Origin of the sequence: Salinisphaera sp. Q1T1-3 (assembly GCF_003602005.1) — a bacterium.
GTDB lineage: Bacteria > Pseudomonadota > Gammaproteobacteria > Nevskiales > Salinisphaeraceae > Salinisphaera.
Genome location: NZ_QZWD01000003.1, coordinates 23,562 through 38,118 on the forward strand (window position 1 = coordinate 23,562; position 14,557 = coordinate 38,118).

At 66.1% G+C, this 14,557-nt stretch carries 13 protein-coding genes; 4 read left to right on the forward strand and 9 right to left on the reverse strand.

All coding sequences use genetic code 11. The annotated features are described in order from the left end of the window. Positions 1 to 37 precede the first annotated feature (37 nt). The 4 genes from D3260_RS03950 to crtI are packed head-to-tail and all read right to left on the reverse strand — an operon-like array spanning position 38 to position 5,050. Positions 38 to 1,162 (reverse strand): glycosyltransferase family 2 protein, encoded by a 1,125-nt coding sequence (locus D3260_RS03950; RefSeq protein ID WP_120097280.1) that lies wholly within the window; start codon positions 1,160 to 1,162, stop codon positions 38 to 40. Continuing rightward, entirely contained in the window at positions 1,159 to 1,947 is a 789-nt protein-coding gene (locus D3260_RS03955; RefSeq protein WP_233543949.1) for a lysophospholipid acyltransferase family protein, read from the reverse strand. The genes D3260_RS03950 and D3260_RS03955 overlap by 4 nt, the downstream gene beginning before the upstream one ends. Continuing rightward, entirely contained in the window at positions 1,944 to 3,464 is a 1,521-nt protein-coding gene (locus tag D3260_RS03960; RefSeq protein WP_120097281.1) for an NAD(P)/FAD-dependent oxidoreductase, read from the reverse strand. Before D3260_RS03960 ends, D3260_RS03955 begins: the two co-directional genes overlap by 4 nt. Further along, a complete protein-coding gene (gene crtI / locus D3260_RS03965) occupies positions 3,461 to 5,050 on the reverse strand; it encodes a phytoene desaturase family protein (protein WP_233543950.1) in 1,590 nt (529 codons plus the stop codon). The genes D3260_RS03960 and crtI overlap by 4 nt, the downstream gene beginning before the upstream one ends. Positions 5,051 to 5,215: 165 nt before the next feature. Between crtI and D3260_RS03970 the strand changes: the two genes are divergently transcribed. Further along, positions 5,216 to 6,652, forward strand: a complete 1,437-nt coding sequence (locus tag D3260_RS03970; RefSeq protein ID WP_120097282.1) for an aldehyde dehydrogenase family protein — start codon at positions 5,216 to 5,218, stop codon at positions 6,650 to 6,652. A 268-nt stretch (positions 6,653 to 6,920) separates the two neighbouring features. Here the strand turns inward: D3260_RS03970 and D3260_RS17435 are convergent, their stop codons facing one another. The 3 genes from D3260_RS17435 to hemB all read right to left on the reverse strand — a co-directional run bounded on the left by D3260_RS17435 (position 6,921) and on the right by hemB (position 9,826). Next, positions 6,921 to 7,355: a DUF2141 domain-containing protein gene (locus tag D3260_RS17435; protein WP_158583386.1), complete on the reverse strand. Its 435-nt coding sequence runs from the start codon at positions 7,353 to 7,355 to the stop codon at positions 6,921 to 6,923. 417 nt (positions 7,356 to 7,772) lie between these two features. Beyond that, positions 7,773 to 8,828, reverse strand: coding sequence for a lipopolysaccharide heptosyltransferase II (gene waaF, locus D3260_RS03980; RefSeq protein ID WP_120097284.1), 1,056 nt, complete (start codon positions 8,826 to 8,828; stop codon positions 7,773 to 7,775). Further along, entirely contained in the window at positions 8,825 to 9,826 is a 1,002-nt protein-coding gene (gene hemB, locus D3260_RS03985) for a porphobilinogen synthase (protein WP_120097285.1), read from the reverse strand. Before hemB ends, waaF begins: the two co-directional genes overlap by 4 nt. Positions 9,827 to 10,173: 347 nt before the next feature. Between hemB and arsS the strand changes: the two genes are divergently transcribed. The 3 genes from arsS to D3260_RS04000 all read left to right on the forward strand — a co-directional run bounded on the left by arsS (position 10,174) and on the right by D3260_RS04000 (position 12,570). Beyond that, positions 10,174 to 11,133, forward strand: a complete 960-nt coding sequence (arsS, locus tag D3260_RS03990; protein ID WP_120097286.1) for an arsenosugar biosynthesis radical SAM (seleno)protein ArsS — start codon at positions 10,174 to 10,176, stop codon at positions 11,131 to 11,133. Positions 11,134 to 11,254: 121 nt separating this feature from the next. Next, positions 11,255 to 11,824, forward strand: coding sequence for a sigma-70 family RNA polymerase sigma factor (locus tag D3260_RS03995; RefSeq protein WP_120097480.1), 570 nt, complete (start codon positions 11,255 to 11,257; stop codon positions 11,822 to 11,824). Beyond that, positions 11,821 to 12,570, forward strand: a complete 750-nt coding sequence (locus D3260_RS04000; protein WP_120097287.1) for an anti-sigma factor domain-containing protein — start codon at positions 11,821 to 11,823, stop codon at positions 12,568 to 12,570. The genes D3260_RS03995 and D3260_RS04000 overlap by 4 nt, the downstream gene beginning before the upstream one ends. 23 nt (positions 12,571 to 12,593) lie before the next feature. Here the strand turns inward: D3260_RS04000 and D3260_RS04005 are convergent, their stop codons facing one another. Both D3260_RS04005 and D3260_RS04010 read right to left on the reverse strand, forming a co-directional pair. Continuing rightward, complete coding sequence (locus D3260_RS04005) at positions 12,594 to 13,433, reverse strand: DUF547 domain-containing protein (RefSeq protein ID WP_147418101.1); 840 nt, start codon at positions 13,431 to 13,433, stop codon at positions 12,594 to 12,596. 149 nt (positions 13,434 to 13,582) lie between these two features. Then, positions 13,583 to 14,557 carry a malate dehydrogenase gene (locus D3260_RS04010; RefSeq protein WP_120097289.1) on the reverse strand — a complete coding sequence of 325 codons (975 nt, stop codon included), beginning with the start codon at positions 14,555 to 14,557 and terminating at the stop codon, positions 13,583 to 13,585.

Here is a 14,557-nt window from a genome sequence, read left to right on the forward strand (position 1 = left end):
GATGGCGTGGCGTGCCCGTCTTGCGGCCGCGTGGCGTTCAGGGCTCGTAGAACCGGCCACGCCATGCGCGCGGGCGTCCGAGTCGAGCCAGGATCAGCGCCCGCCACTGCAGCGCCAGGGTTGTGACGACCGCGGCAGGATGGCACAGCACGGCCCGCATGGACTGGTGGGTTGCCACAGCCACGGCGAGCCGCGCCGCGATGAGCAGGCCGAGCGCCGTCGCTGCCATCGTCAGCGACGCCGGCGTGGCGCCGACGATGGCAGCGATGAACACCAAGCACGGTAACCAGTGCCCGCCGATCAGCAGGACGGTCCAGATCGGCAGGCCCCGCGGCGTGGCCATACCTTCGGTCGCGTCCTTGGAAAACCCGTGCCAGGCCGCCGTGAAACCGTCGTACATGCGACATGACGCCAGACCGGCAGCGTTGAACAGATCGCTGGCATGGCCGGCACGACGAACGTTGGCCGGCAGATTCAGCCCGTCGTGCATGCGCTGTACACAGGCCGCATGACCGCCGGCGGCCTCATAGGCCGTGCGGGTCACGAGCATGAACTGGCCACAGCCGGCGGCCAGACTCGGCGCGCGGGGCAACAGCCGGGCCAGGGGAATGGGCAGATAGCCGAGCAACAGCACGGGGATCATCGGGACCAGCAACATCTCGCCCCACGAGCCGGTGATTTGACGGGGAAATCCGCTGGCCAGCCCGAGTCGGCGGCGATGCAGCCAACCGGCGGCACGGGCCAGTGCATCCGGGCCGAGATGCACATCGGCGTCGATGAAGACCAGGGTGTCGTGGCAGGCGGCGGCGGCGAGCTGGGCACAGGCATACTGCTTGCCGTTGTAACCGGTCGGCAGCGGGCGGCCCGCGATCAGACGCACACGAGCATCGTGTTCTGCCAGTGCGGCGACGCGTGCCGCGGTATCGTCGCTGGAGCCATCGTCGAGCACGATGATTTCCAACGCGATATCGCGACTGGCCAGGGCGGCCTGCAGTGTCGCTTCGATACGCCGACTCTCGTCACGCGCGGGAATGAGCAACGATATGGCGAGCGTGTTGCCGTGTCGCTCGGGACGCGGCACGCGGAACAGCGTCAGGTTGATGGCGGTGAGACACGCATACAGCCCGGCCAAGGCCAGGGCGACCAGCGCCAGCGTGGTCATCGTGGCGGCTGTCGATCGTGGCGGGCATCAAAGACACGGCCTCGCGCCGCCGCCTGCAGGCGGCGCCCCAGATCATAGAGGCCGCCCACGCCGACGCGCCCGCTGACCAGCGTCGTGAAACCGCTTGCGTCGCGCGTCATGCTCGCCTGGCCCAGCGAATCGATGGTTTCGGTCAATGCCGCGGCCAGCTGTTCGGTGGTACGGGCATTGCCGGTGATCGGGGCGCCGAAACGACACAGCGCCTCGGGCTGTTTCTCTTGCCAGAACACGTATTCGATCGCCAAGGGCACCGCGATCGCCTGGGGAACGCGCGCCAGCACGCGGGCCAGCCCCGGACGCAGACGTACCGGGCGGATTCGCGGATCGACGAATTCGCCCTGAGCGGTGACCCAGAGCATGCGCGAAGGCGCGGCGAGCACGCCGCGCGCGATACGCAGCAGGCGCGCGGCGCCGCGATAGCCCTCGGTTTCGATGCCGAATATGCCGACGCGTCGGAGAACGCGATACTGCGACAAGGCCGCCGAATCCATCGGGCCGAAACTCTGGCGATCGGCGAACAGGCGGCCCGCAAGCACGATGAACAACGCCGGATCCCACCAGGCGGGATGGTTGCTGTAGACCACGACCGGGCGATCGGTCGGCAGATCGGGCGGGCCATTGCCGGCCAGACGCAGGGCATGAAACTCGCGCGCGATCTGGCGCTGCATCACCCAGGTGAAAAACGTCACCGCGAGCCGGGAACGCTGGGCCATGACGGCCTCGGCATCGTGTGCCGATTTCTTCACGCCGCGCCTTGCCGTGCTGTGAAATCGCCATCCAGTGCGTCGGCCGCGATCCAGCCGGACATCAGCGCCATGGGCATGCCGGGGCCGGGATGGGCCGAGCCGCCGGCCAGATACAGGCCCTCGACATAACGGCTGCGATTACCCGGCTTGAAGGCCCCCATCATCTTGCCGTGGCTGGCCAGACCATAGATCGCCCCGTCCAGTACCCGATAACGCTCGTGGATATCCTGCGGCGTGAGCGCCCGCTCGACCACGATGCGCTCTTTCAGATCGTCCATGCCCGCGGCCCGGGCCAGCTTGTCGAGGATCACCTGGCGATAGCCGGGCAGCATCTCCTGCCAATCCTGGCCAGGGCGCAGATAGGGCGTATGCACCAGGATGTAGAGCGCCTCGCCGCCCTCCGGGGCAACGCCCGATTCCGTCCGCGCCGGGGCCGCGATATAGGCGGTGGGGTCCGGCGCCGGCACGCCCTGGTGATAGATGGCATGAAACTCTTCTTCCGGATTCCGGGAGAAGACGAAGTTGTGATGGGCCAGGTGCTCGTAAGCCCGGTCCAGGCCCAGATAGAGCACGACGCCCGAGCAGGCCGGCTCGCGCTCGCCGGTCTTGGCAAAGGCCTTGCCCGGTGCGCCGCCCACCAGCTCGCGATAGGTGCGCACCGAATCCATGTTGGAAACGATGCGATCGAAGGCGTGTTTGTGACCGTCACCGGTCTTGATCCCGGTGGCCCGACGCCCGTCCAGGGTGATTTCGGTGACATCGACGCCGGTATGAAAAGTCACGCCCAGTGCCTCGGCCAGACGGACCAGGGCGTCGGGCACAGCCCGCGTCCCGCCCATCGGGTACCACACCCCTTCGCCCACCTGCATATGGGCGATCCCGGCCAACACCGCGGGCGAGGCCGAAGGCGAGGAGCCGACGTACTGGATGAAGTGATCGAGCATCTGGGCCACGCGATCGTCTTTGACGTGCTTGCGCACCAGCTGGCCCATGGACTGGTGCATGCGCAGCGCCATCACGTCGCGCATGGTCTTCCAGGACATGTTCTGGCCGACGTCGATAGTGTCCTTCAAGTCCTGGACCGCCTTCCAGAAGAAGAACTTGTCGGAGATACGCGAGAGATTCTCGGCCACCGTGAGAAAATCGCGATAGCCTTGCTCGCTGCCCGGGGCAAAGGCTTTCAGCTCCCGGTCCATGGTGGCCATGTCCTGGTGCAGGTCCAGCACGTCGCCGCCGTCGAAAAAGCAGCGCCACTGCGGATCCAGCCGCACGAGATCGAGCATCGCCTCGATGGGCCGATCGGCCTCGCCGAAGATCCGCTCGAGCACGCGGGGTACGGTGAGGATCGTCGGGCCCATGTCGAAACGAAACCCGTCTTCTTCCCAGACCGCGGCCTTGCCGCCCAGCCACGCGTTCTTTTCGAACACGGTGACGTCATGGCCGCGGGCAGCCGCGGTCACGGCCGCGGCCAGCCCGCCCAGGCCGGCGCCGATGATGCCGATGGTAGGCCGTGTCATGACAGCACTCCTTTGCGCGAGAGTTTCAGGTCGTCGTCGATCAGACGGGCAGCGATCCGCGCGGACTCGAAGATGGTCGGCAGGCCGCTGCCCGGATGGGTGCCGCCGCCGGTGAGATACACGCGATCCAGATCCTCGAAGCGATTGTTGGGCCGCCAGTGCAACATCTGGCCGATATTGTGGGCCAGATTGAATGTCGCCCCGCGATAAAGCTCGTAGCGCGTGGCCCAGTCGGCCGGGGTGATCATGTGCTCGGTCTGGATGCGCGCATCCAGCACGGCGCGATCGATGTGCAGCAGACGGGCCAGGCGATTGAGCATCAGATCACGGTACCGCGGCCCCATCTCGGTCCAGTCCATAGGCCCGCCGTCGGGCCCCAGATTACCCACCGGCGCCAGCATGTAGATCGTGCTGTGCCCGGCCGGGGCGAGTGTGGGATCGGTCTGGCTGGCGTTCTGGATATAGAGCGTCGGATCCTTCGGGGCGCGTTGATCCTCGATGGCCCGGATATCATCCAGATAATCGGCCGAGAGATGGATCGTATGATGATGCAGCTCGGGATAATCGCCTTCGATGCCGAGATACAGCATGCAGGTCGAGCAACTGTATTGTTTCTTCTCGATGCGTGCATCGGTCCATTTACGCCGTAGCCGGTCGGGCACCATCTTGTGCATGGCGCCGGCGAAGTCGGCGTTGACCACCATCGCATCGGCCGGATAGAACCCCTGACCGGTGATCGCCCCCACCGCTTTTCTGCCCTCGAATTCGATACGCTGGACCGGCTCGGAAAGCCGGATATCCACGCCCATATCGCGGGCCACTCGAGCCATCGCCTCGGAGATCGCCCCGCAGCCACCGATCGGGTGATAGACGCCGTAGCCGTGCTCGACATGGGAGAGGATCGTGAACAGGCTCGGGCACTTGAAAGGCGACATGCCCAGATATTTCGACTGGAACGAGAACGCCAGGCGCACCTGTGGATGCTCGAACCAGCGTTTGAGATCGGTATCCACGCTGGACAGCGGGCGCATCAGGGGCAGGGCCTTCAGGACGTCCGGATGGCTCAGATCCCGCAGGGAAGCGAACGGGCGTTGCAACAGTGGGCGAAACGCATCGAACTTGATGCGATTGGCCGCCAGAAACGCGGGCACCTGTTCGGCATCGCGTGCGCTGAAGCGTGCCACCTCGGCCTGGAGTCTGGCCACGTCATGACTGGCCAGGATCGACCCGCCGGCCTCGAAGATCAGCCGATACATGGGATCGAGCCGCACCAGCGCGACCTCGTCCTCGAAACGTCGCCCACAGGCGGTGAAAATCTCGGACAGGATCTCGGGGTAGAGAAAGAACGTCGGGCCGAGATCGAAGGTGAAGCCGTCCATGACCAGCGAAGACGTCCGCCCGCCGACCCGGTTCTCGCGTTCCAGAAGCGTCACCTCGGCCCCCTGGGCGGCCAGCAGCATGGCCGTGGCCAGTCCGCCCGGTCCGGCCCCGATGATCACGGCACGTCGCGGCGTTGTACGGCCGGCCGTCGCGCGCAGCCGCGCGATCGTCCGGCGAGCGCTGGCGCGGAGAGTTTCTTGCATCATGCTTGTGCCTTGTCGTGACCGGAGCATCCGCGTGTCATCTTTCGTCTACGCTCGCATGGATGGTTACGATGCACACGCACAGCGGTTCGGCTCGGCTTTCGTCAGTGACCGGCCGACGAAACCGGGTCAACGGTCTGATTCCCGGTCACCCCGGCGAGACACGGCATGCGCAATGACGACATCGATGCGCGGATCGCGGCGGCGCGCGGCGCACAGCGCGCCTGGCAGGCGCTGCCTCGGAGCCGGCGCGCGCGCCTGATCGGGCGTATACGTCATACGCTGGCCGAGCAGGCCGATGAGGTGGTGGCCGCGGTCGGCGATCGTTTCGACCGGGGCCCGGCCGAAACCCTGACCGCCGAGATCATCCCGTTGGCCGATGCCGCACGCTTCATCCAGCGGTCCGCGGCGCGCGTGCTGGCCCCGCGCCGGGTTGGACGCGCCGGCCGGCCGGCCTGGCTTTGGGGCGTGCGCGGCCGCATCGAGCGTATTCCGCACGGCGTGGTAGCGATCATCGCGCCGGGCAATTACCGGCTGCTGCTGGCCGGAGTGCAGATTCTGCAGGCGCTCGCCGCCGGTAACGCCGTGGTCGTCAAGCCGGCGCCGGGCGCGGCGGCGCCGCTGGTCTGGTTACGTGCGGCGCTCATTGCGGCCGGCCTGCCGGCCGATCTGTTTCAGCTGCTCGATGACGAGACCGCCACGGGCCGGGCGTTGGCCGGGGCGCGTATCGACAAGCTCGTGCTCACCGGCGCGCGTGCCACCGGACAAGCCGTGGCGAGGCAGCTGGCCGCGCGTGCCGTGCCGGCCGCGCTCGAGTTGTCGGGTGACGACGCTGTGTTCGTGCTCGATTCGGCTGATATCGAGATGACGGCACGAAGCATTGTCTGGGGCATGGGCCTGAACGGTGGGGCCACCTGTATCGCGCCGCGTCGTATCTACGTGGCGGCGGGCCGTTATCCGGCACTGGTCGCGGCCTTGAACGAGGCGCTGGCCCAGGCGCCCGCGCGTACGGTGGCCGAGGCGCCTTTTGCGATCGCACATCGCGCGATCGCAGACGCTGCTGCGGCCGGCTGGCATGTGCTGGGGCGCGCACCGGGCAGCGATACGCCACACATGGCGCCCTGTATCTTGGCGCATGCCGAGGCCGACCGGCCGGCGCTGCCGGGCGATCTGTTCGCGCCGGCGGCTTCTATGATCGCCGTGGCCGACATCGACGAGGCGCTGCGCCGGGATCAGTCCAGCCGGTATGCCCTTGGCGCCGCGGTGTTCGGGGCACCTGCGGCGGCCCATGCCCTGGCGGACCGGCTCGACGCCGGCATGATCACCATCAATGATCTCGTCGTCCCGACTGCGGATCCGCGGGTGCCGTTCGCCGGCGGTCGCGGCAGCGGTTACGGCGCGACGCGCGGCCTGGAAGGATTGCGTGCGATGACCCGGCCACGCGTCATCATGCGCCGTCACACGCGGGCGCGGCCGCATCTGGCGCCGCCCCGACCGCGCGACGCGGCTTTGTTCAAGGCCTATCTCGGCATCGCGCACGGTCGACGCCTGGCAGGGCGTTGGGCTGCGTTGAAAGCACTCCTGGCCGCCGTCCGCGCGGCCTAGGGCCTGTTGATGTTTCGTGCGAGTCCGCGCCAAGCGCGCCCTGAAATTGACAATGGGCGGCAAGACGAGGCGTCGCAGGCATAGCGTGTCATTCTGCGCCAGCCTGCTAGAACGCTGTATTGCCGTCGTGTTTTTGATTTTGGGGCGCTTGTCCCGAAGGGTTGGGCCGCCCATGAAAAATCGACGATGGGCGCCCGGCGACTCGCGCCTTGCCGGACACACTGCGGTCTCTCGACGAAAAGGCGCTCGAACGAAACATCAACAGGCCCTAGAAGTAACGCATCCCGAAGCGGATCGTGCCGCCGGGCTCGCTGAGCCGGATCGCGGCGTCGTCATAGCTCGGCGGGCCATGGTGCATCTTCGCGTCGTTGGAAAAGCCCATGCCTTCCTTCGGCCAGCCGATCCAGTTGGTATCGAGCTTGTCGTTGCCGTTGACGTCATCATAGGCCTGAACGGCGTACACGCCCGGCGGCACGTCCCGTAGCACAACCGTGGCCACGCCGTTTTCGGGCTTGGCAGAGCCGGTGTAGGCACAGGAGGCTTCGGTGAAATGATCACGGTCGCAGGCCGCGACCCGCACCATGCCCTGGCTCTGTGTCACGTCGGTGACGTGCACGATCAGCGTGGCCGCATCGGCCATTGCCGGAAGTGTCAGGCTTGAGCCCAGGGCGAGAGCCAGAAGACAGCACAGCAGACGTTGCATCGGGGTTCCTCGGTCGAGACGGCACAGAGACAGCCGCGGATCGGCTCGGTTGGTTTCTTCGACGATATCGGGCGGTCGCATGGATCTCGAAAACCTCGGCCACGGCCAGAGCCCGGACTGCCGCCGGGGGGCACCAGTCGTGCGGTGGTCAGATTGCCGAACGCCGCTCAGCGCTGTAAACAGGCCATAGGGCGTGTTGATGTTTCGTACGAGGGCCGTGTTGGCGCCACAAATCGTGTCCGGCAAGGCGCGAGTCGCCGGGGCGGGATTTGTGGCCCAACCCTTCGGGACAAGTGCTGTTTTGCGGCAATCCAGCGTTCTAGCCCGCTGGCGCAGAATGACTGCACGACGCGCACTACGCCTCATCTTGCCGCAGAACAGCGCTTGGCGGGGACTCGCACGAAGCCTCAACACGCCCTAGTAGTGGGTGAACGCATGCAAGCTGGAGATATGGGCGGCGCCGGGGGTCAGACAGGCATGCAAAACGTCCGCCACGGACAGATCGGCCAGGCAGGCGTGATGGCTGAGCGGGCACTCGCGCTCGCGACAGGGCGAGCAGTCCATGCCGCGCCAGAGACGCTGGGATTCACGCGCCAGCGGTGGCGCATAGTCGGGGTCGGTGGAGCCGTAGAGTCCGATCACGCTGGGCGCGCTGGCGCTGGCCAGATGCATGATGCCGGTGTCGTTGCCGATGAAGCGCGTCGTGGCTGCGGCCAGGTCGATGACATCGGCCAGCGACGTCCGCTCGACCAGATTGACACCGTGGCGCGGTGCGGCTGAGGCCATGGCCTCGGCCAGGGGGCGATCGGTCGCACTGCCGAAGATCCAGCAGGCCCAGCCGCGGGCATCGAGTTCGCCGGCCAGTCGCGTGTAGTGGGATGTCGGCCATGCCTTGGCCGGGCCGTAGGCGGCACCGGGGGCAAAGCCCACGGCCGGCCGTTCGCTCGACAGACCGAGACGTGCCAGCAGCGCGGCCTGGTTGGCGTGATCAACGCTCAGACAGGGGCGGGCGATCGAGCCGAGCGGTTCGTCATCGTGCGCCAGGCCGAGCAACGCATAGTGTTCGACCTTGAGCGGATAGCGCTTCGTGTCGATTGTGCGGACATCGTTGATCAGGCCGTAGCGCAGCTCACCGCGTACGCCAGTGCGTTGATCGATGCCGGCCAGCCAGGGCACGAGCGCGGCCTTGGCGCTGCGCTGGAGCACGATCGCCTGATCGTAGCCGCGCTCGGCCAGCGTCGCGGCCTCCCGGCGACGCTTGCCAAGGCCCAGTTCGCCGTGCCCGAGATCGCTTTCGACGGCATCGTCGATTTCGGGCATGCGTGCGGCAAGCCGGGCCGTGACCGGCGGCGCGTAGACATCGACGACGGCCGATGGCAGGCGCTGGCGCAGACCGATGAACAGGCTCTGCGCCATGACCATGTCGCCGATCCATGACGGCGCGACGACGACGATACGGTGCGCGTTGCTCACTCGTTCAGCCAGCGGGCCGCGTCCTTGGCGAAATACGTCAGGATGCCGTCACAGCCAGCGCGCTTGAAGCCGAGCAGACATTCCATGATCGCGGCGCGCTCATCGAGCCAGCCGTTGTCGATCGCGCCCTTGAGCATCGCGTATTCGCCGGAGACATGGTAGGCGAAGGTCGGCACGCCGAATTCGTCCTTCACGCGCCGAATGATGTCGAGATAGGGCATGCCGGGCTTGACCATGACCATGTCGGCGCCTTCCTTGAGGTCGAGTGCGACTTCGCGCAGGGCCTCGTCGGTATTGGCGGGATCGACCTGATAGGTACGCTTGTCGGCCTTGCCGAGATTGGCGGCGGAGCCGACTGCCTCGCGGAACGGGCCGTAGTAGCAGGAGGCGAACTTGGCCGCGTACGACATGATGATCGTGTTGACGTGGCCTGCGTCTTCCAGCGCGGCTCGCATGGCCGCAATGCGCCCGTCCATCATGTCCGAGGGCGAGACGATATCGGCTCCGGCATCGGCGTGGGCCAGAGTCTGGGCCACGAGCAGATCGATCGTCTGATCGTTGAGCACGTAGCCCGAATCGTCGATCACACCGTCCTGTCCGTGGCTGGTATACGGGTCGAGTGCGACGTCGGTGATCACGCCGAGCGTCGGATGCGCGGCCTTGATGCGGCGAATTGTTTCCGGGACGAGTCCGTCGGGGTTGGCGGCCTCGGCGGCGTCCGGCGTCTTCTTGGCGTCGTCGATGACCGGGAACAGCACCACCGCCGGAATGCCGAGCGCGGCGACCTCGTCGATCTCGGCCATCAGCTCGTCGAGCGTATGTCGGCGCACGCCGGGCATCGAGGCGATCTCGACCGATTCGCCTTCGGTGACGAATACGGGGTAGATCAGGTCATCGACCGACAGACGGTGTTCGCGCGACAGACGGCGCGAAAAATCGCGGGCGCGTGCACGACGCAGACGTGTGGCGGGGAAATGGCCGGGGAAGGTGTTGGGCACGGTGTCATTCCGTTGTCGGATGCAGGCAGTGCCAGAGAATGAGTTCCGTGGCCCCGTGATTCAACTCATGCCGCGCGGCCCGTGCGCGAGACACGGCCTGAAACCGCGACGCGCCTGCGGGCGTATCGAGGGTGGGCGTGCCATTCACGAACGTGCCGCGACGGATTGTCACGGCCCGGCGACGGGCCGGTCTATGACGTGAGGCGTGGCGTTGCGAGCCTTGATCGTGGCACGCCACGATACGGCGACTTGCGCCTTGCCGGACACGATTTGTGGCGCCAACGCGGCGCTCGAACGAACCCTCAACACGCCCTAGACTGGCGTGTCCGTCTCGAGGAGGTCGTAGCATGGCTGATGTGATTGAACAGCAAGCCGGACAGACCGATTTTCCCGCGATCAGGCGGGGGCCGCTGCATACGCTGCAGATGAATCTGGGCTATCTGTGCAATATCGCCTGCACGCACTGTCATGTGGCGGCCGGTCCGAAGCGCACCGAGCTCATGGACTGGCAGACGATGGCCACGGCGCTGGCATTCGTCGATGCCCAGCACATCACGACGGTCGACGTGACCGGCGGATCGCCGGAGATGAATCCGCATTTCCGGGACTTCGTGCAGTGCCTGCGCGAGCGGGATGTCCACGTCATCGATCGTTGCAATCCGACGATCCTGGTCGAGCCCGGTTACGAATGGAGCGCCGATTTTCTGGCCGCGCACGGCGTGGAAGTCATTGCCTCGTTGCCCTGCTATTCGGCCGACAACGTCGATGCCCAGCGCGGCAAGGGCGTGTTCGAGGCCAGCATCGCCGGGCTCGAGAAGCTCAACACGCGCGGCTACGGGCAGGCGAACAGCGGACTGGCACTGAATCTGGTCTATAACCCGGTCGCGCCCGTCCTGCCACCGGATCAGAATGTGCTGGAGGCAGACTATCGGCGTTTTCTCGGCGCGCGCTTCGGTCTGGTCTTCAATCACCTGTTCACGCTTGCCAACATGCCGATCCAGCGCTACGCGCGGGCCCTGATGCGCGACGGTGAATACGGCGCGTACATGCAGCTGCTCAAAGATGCCTATCGACAGGACAATCTGGCCTCGGTGATGTGTCGCGGGCTGATCAGCGTCGACTGGCAGGGGCATGTCCACGACTGCGACTTCAACCAGATGCTGGCGCTGCCGCTGGGCGGTGGCGCACCGATCACGCTGGGCGCGCTGATCGATGCCGATCTGGCCGGCCGATCGATCGGTGTCGGCGATCATTGTTATGGCTGTACGGCCGGCCAGGGCAGCAGTTGCGGGGGCGCGCTGCGTTGACAAAAGACGCTCGCCGATTGAGCCGGCGGCCATGACAGGCCAAACTATGCGGATCGATCGATGACGGGCTCGCGGATGATTTGCGTTGTTTGGACCCGCTGCGTCCGCGGAGGGCGATGCCATGGCCGAGCGTGAACAGCTCGAGGCATTGCTGATTGCAACCGCAGGCGGCGATGAACAGGCGTTTCAGCGGCTTTATGCCGCGACTTCCTCGCAACTGTATGCGCTGTTGCTGCGTATTCTGCGTCGTCCGGAGCGCGCACAGGATGCGCTCCAGGACGCTTATGTACGTATTTGGCAGAAAGCCGACACCTATTCACCGGAACGCGGCGCACCGCTGACCTGGCTATTGTCCATCGCCCGCTATCGGGCGCTGGACATGTTGCGGCGAAAGCAGCCCGAGGTTGCCATGCCGGAAGAACCCGATCGGGTGGCGACGCTGCTGGAGGATGAACAGGCCTTGTCTCCGCTCGAGCAGAACGAGAACGAACAATCGCTGGCTGCGATCAACGCCTGCATGGGCAGATTGTCCGACGAGCAGCGTGAGTGTGTGCTGATGGCCTATTACGAAGGCATGACCCATCAGGAACTCGCCACACGCATGGATGCCCCGCTGGGCACGGTCAAGAGCTGGATCCGGCGCGGTCTGATGCGGCTGCGGGACTGCTTGTCCGAGGAGGCCACGTCATGACCGCCCCGCGCGACGACGAGCTGAATCTCACCGCGGCCGAGTACGTGCTGGGCACGCTCGAATCCGAAGCCGCGCGTGCGTTCCAGCAACGTCTGGTCGACGATGCCGGCGCACGTGCCTGTCTGTCGGCCTGGGAAGCGCGTCTGGCTCGGTTGGGCGAGGACCTGGCGCCCGTGCGTCCGCCGGGCGCGGTCTGGGATCGGGTTGCGCGTCGCACGGGGATCGAGGCCCGGCCGGCGCAGGCAGACGCGCGCCCCAGCGAGCCGTCTCGCCGCGCGCCGAGACCACGGCGGCGCTGGCGCGGCGTGGCCTTTGGCGCCAGTGCGGTCGCGGCGGTACTGGCATTGATACTGGCGGTGGGCCTGTTTCAGCCGATGCAGACGCACACGTCGGGCAATCCGGCGATGGCCAGCGTGATCTACGATCAGCCCACGGGCACCAGCTGGCTCGTGACCACGCCGGATCCCAATGGCAAGACCCTGTCGGTCGAGGCCATGAGCGACTATCGCGTGCCGCATGGCAAGGCGCTCAAGCTCTGGGTCAAGTCCGGGGACGCGGCGCCGCTGCTTGTCGGCACGCTGCCCCACACGGCCGGCGATTATGCGATGCCGTTGTCCAGCGATGCACGGCGAGCGATGTCCGACGGCGGCAAGCTCGTGGTGTCCATGGAAAACGCCGATGCCCGCCAGAGCCAGCCGCAGGGACCGATCATGTGGGTCTCGCCCATCGCCCGCCGGACGGGCTGAACACGCCCGGACGAGCCGCCCGGCTAAGGGGTGTCGGCGGTTGCGGCGACGTTGGCGGCCGAGTTCACGCGCCAGTCGTAGGTATAACGGTCGATACGATCACGCCCTGTGAGCCGGGCTGTGAGCGATGGTCCAGCGAAGCGGCGCAGATGGGCGAGTACGTCAGCGCGCCCGCCGAAATCGGCGGCGTACCAGTGGTACAGGCGCGAGGCGATCAGACGTCGATGTACGAGATGCACGCCCTGCGAGCTGTTGATATAGGCTCGTGCGTTGTCGGCCAGTGCCTGATCGACGTCGGCCCCGGTGTAGGCACGTGCCCGCAGTGACGGACAGGACATCGCGGCACAGTTGAGGCCGTAATGCACCATGCCGTCCGGCCAGATGGGCCGCAGGATCCGATGCTCGATATCGTCCAGGCTCAAGCGCACGCCCTCGACGGTCAGTCGTTTTTCGTCCCAGGGACCGGCATCGAACAGCCCGCTGTCGATATCGTGAATCGAGTCGACCGGCCAGTGCACGGCGACGAGATAGAGCGTCTCGGCGTTGTAGAGATTGATCCAGTAGGCGCGCTGCACGTTGCGGCTGTAGTCATCGATCGGCAGTGATTCGAGATGCGCGACATAGGCCCCGAGCCGGCCTATGTCCGCGGCCGTGACGGCACCGTAGCGAACGCCGTTCGGTCCGTCGTGGTCGACGACCACATAACGGGCGAGAAACGCGTTGTAAGCCGTGTTGTCGATGGTTTTCGTCGAGGACGCATCGTGGGCCTGCCAACGAGGCCATGGGGTGGCGTGTGGCGCGGCCGAGGCGCTCGTGACCATGGTGAGCCAGACCAGGGCGATGAGAATCGAGCGAAGACGCATGAGCACGAAAAACCGCAACGACAGGACGGGCCTCGACGATAGCGGCTCGCTCGTCGGGACAAAAGACGAGCCGGCCGGCGGGCACCAGTACCCACGAAAAAGCCGGCACGACGGCCGGCTTTTCCAGTCGAGGCGCCGGCGTGTGCCGATCAGAGCAGGTGTGCTACGGCCTCGCGTTCCTCGCGCAGCTCGGCTTCGGTGGCGTCCATGCGCGCGCGGGCGAAATCGTTGACCGACAGACCGGTCACGATTCGATAGTCGCCGTTTTCACAGACCACAGGGTAGGAATACATGATGCCCGGCTCGATGCCGTAGTTGCCGTCCGAGGGGATGGCCATCGACACGATCTGGCCGTCGGAGCCGGCGACCCAGTTGCGCATGTGGTCCAGTGCGGCCGAGGCCGCGGAGGCCGCCGAGGAGGCGCCGCGCGCATCGATGATCGCCGCGCCGCGTTTCTGAACCGTGGGAATGAAGTCGTTCTCGTACCAGTCCTGATCGACCAGTTCGAGCGCCGGCTTGCCCTTGACGGTGGTATGCGACAGATCGGGGAACTGGGTGGAACTGTGGTTGCCCCAGATCATCAGACCGTCGATGTCGGTGACCTGCGTATCGGTTTTCTGGGCCAGCTGGGTCAGTGCCCGGTTGTGGTCCAGACGCGTCATCGCCGTGAACTGGCCGTTGTCCAGGTCCGGGGCGTTGTTGGCCGCGATCAGAGCGTTAGTGTTGGCCGGGTTGCCGACCACCAGCACCTTGACGTCGCGCGAGGCATGATCGTTGAGGGCCTTGCCCTGAACGGAAAAGATATCGCCGTTGGCCTTGAGCAGGTCGGAACGCTCCATGCCCTTGCCGCGCGGGCGCGAGCCGACCAGCAGCGCGTAGTCGACGTCCTTGAAGGCCTCTTCCGGCTGGTCGGTGCCATGAATCTCGGTGACCAGCGGGAAGGCACAGTCGTTGAGCTCCATGATGACGCCCTTGAGCGCCTCCATGGCCGGGGGGATTTCCAGCAGCTGAAGAATGAGCGGCTGGTCGTGGCCGAGCATCTCGCCGGTGGCGATGCGGAAGATCAGCGAATAGCTGATTTGGCCGGCGCCCCCGGTCACGGCAACGCGTACGGGATCTTTCAT

What these genes read in the sequence shown, in the direction of transcription:
- D3260_RS03950 (WP_120097280.1), bottom strand. Translation starts at nt 1,162, where the DNA reads ATGACCACGCTGGCGCTGGTCGCCCTGGCCTTGGCCGGGCTGTATGCG.
- D3260_RS03960 (WP_120097281.1), bottom strand. Translation starts at nt 3,464, where the DNA reads ATGACACGGCCTACCATCGGCATCATCGGCGCCGGCCTGGGCGGGCTG.
- crtI (WP_233543950.1), bottom strand. Translation starts at nt 5,050, where the DNA reads ATGATGCAAGAAACTCTCCGCGCCAGCGCTCGCCGGACGATCGCGCGG.
- D3260_RS03970 (WP_120097282.1), top strand. Translation starts at nt 5,216, where the DNA reads ATGCGCAATGACGACATCGATGCGCGGATCGCGGCGGCGCGCGGCGCA.
- D3260_RS17435 (WP_158583386.1), bottom strand. Translation starts at nt 7,355, where the DNA reads ATGCAACGTCTGCTGTGCTGTCTTCTGGCTCTCGCCCTGGGCTCAAGC.
- arsS (WP_120097286.1), top strand. Translation starts at nt 10,174, where the DNA reads ATGGCTGATGTGATTGAACAGCAAGCCGGACAGACCGATTTTCCCGCG.
- D3260_RS03995 (WP_120097480.1), top strand. Translation starts at nt 11,255, where the DNA reads ATGGCCGAGCGTGAACAGCTCGAGGCATTGCTGATTGCAACCGCAGGC.
- D3260_RS04000 (WP_120097287.1), top strand. Translation starts at nt 11,821, where the DNA reads ATGACCGCCCCGCGCGACGACGAGCTGAATCTCACCGCGGCCGAGTAC.
- D3260_RS04005 (WP_147418101.1), bottom strand. Translation starts at nt 13,433, where the DNA reads ATGCGTCTTCGCTCGATTCTCATCGCCCTGGTCTGGCTCACCATGGTC.
- D3260_RS04010 (WP_120097289.1), bottom strand. Translation starts at nt 14,557, where the DNA reads ATGAAAGATCCCGTACGCGTTGCCGTGACCGGGGGCGCCGGCCAAATC.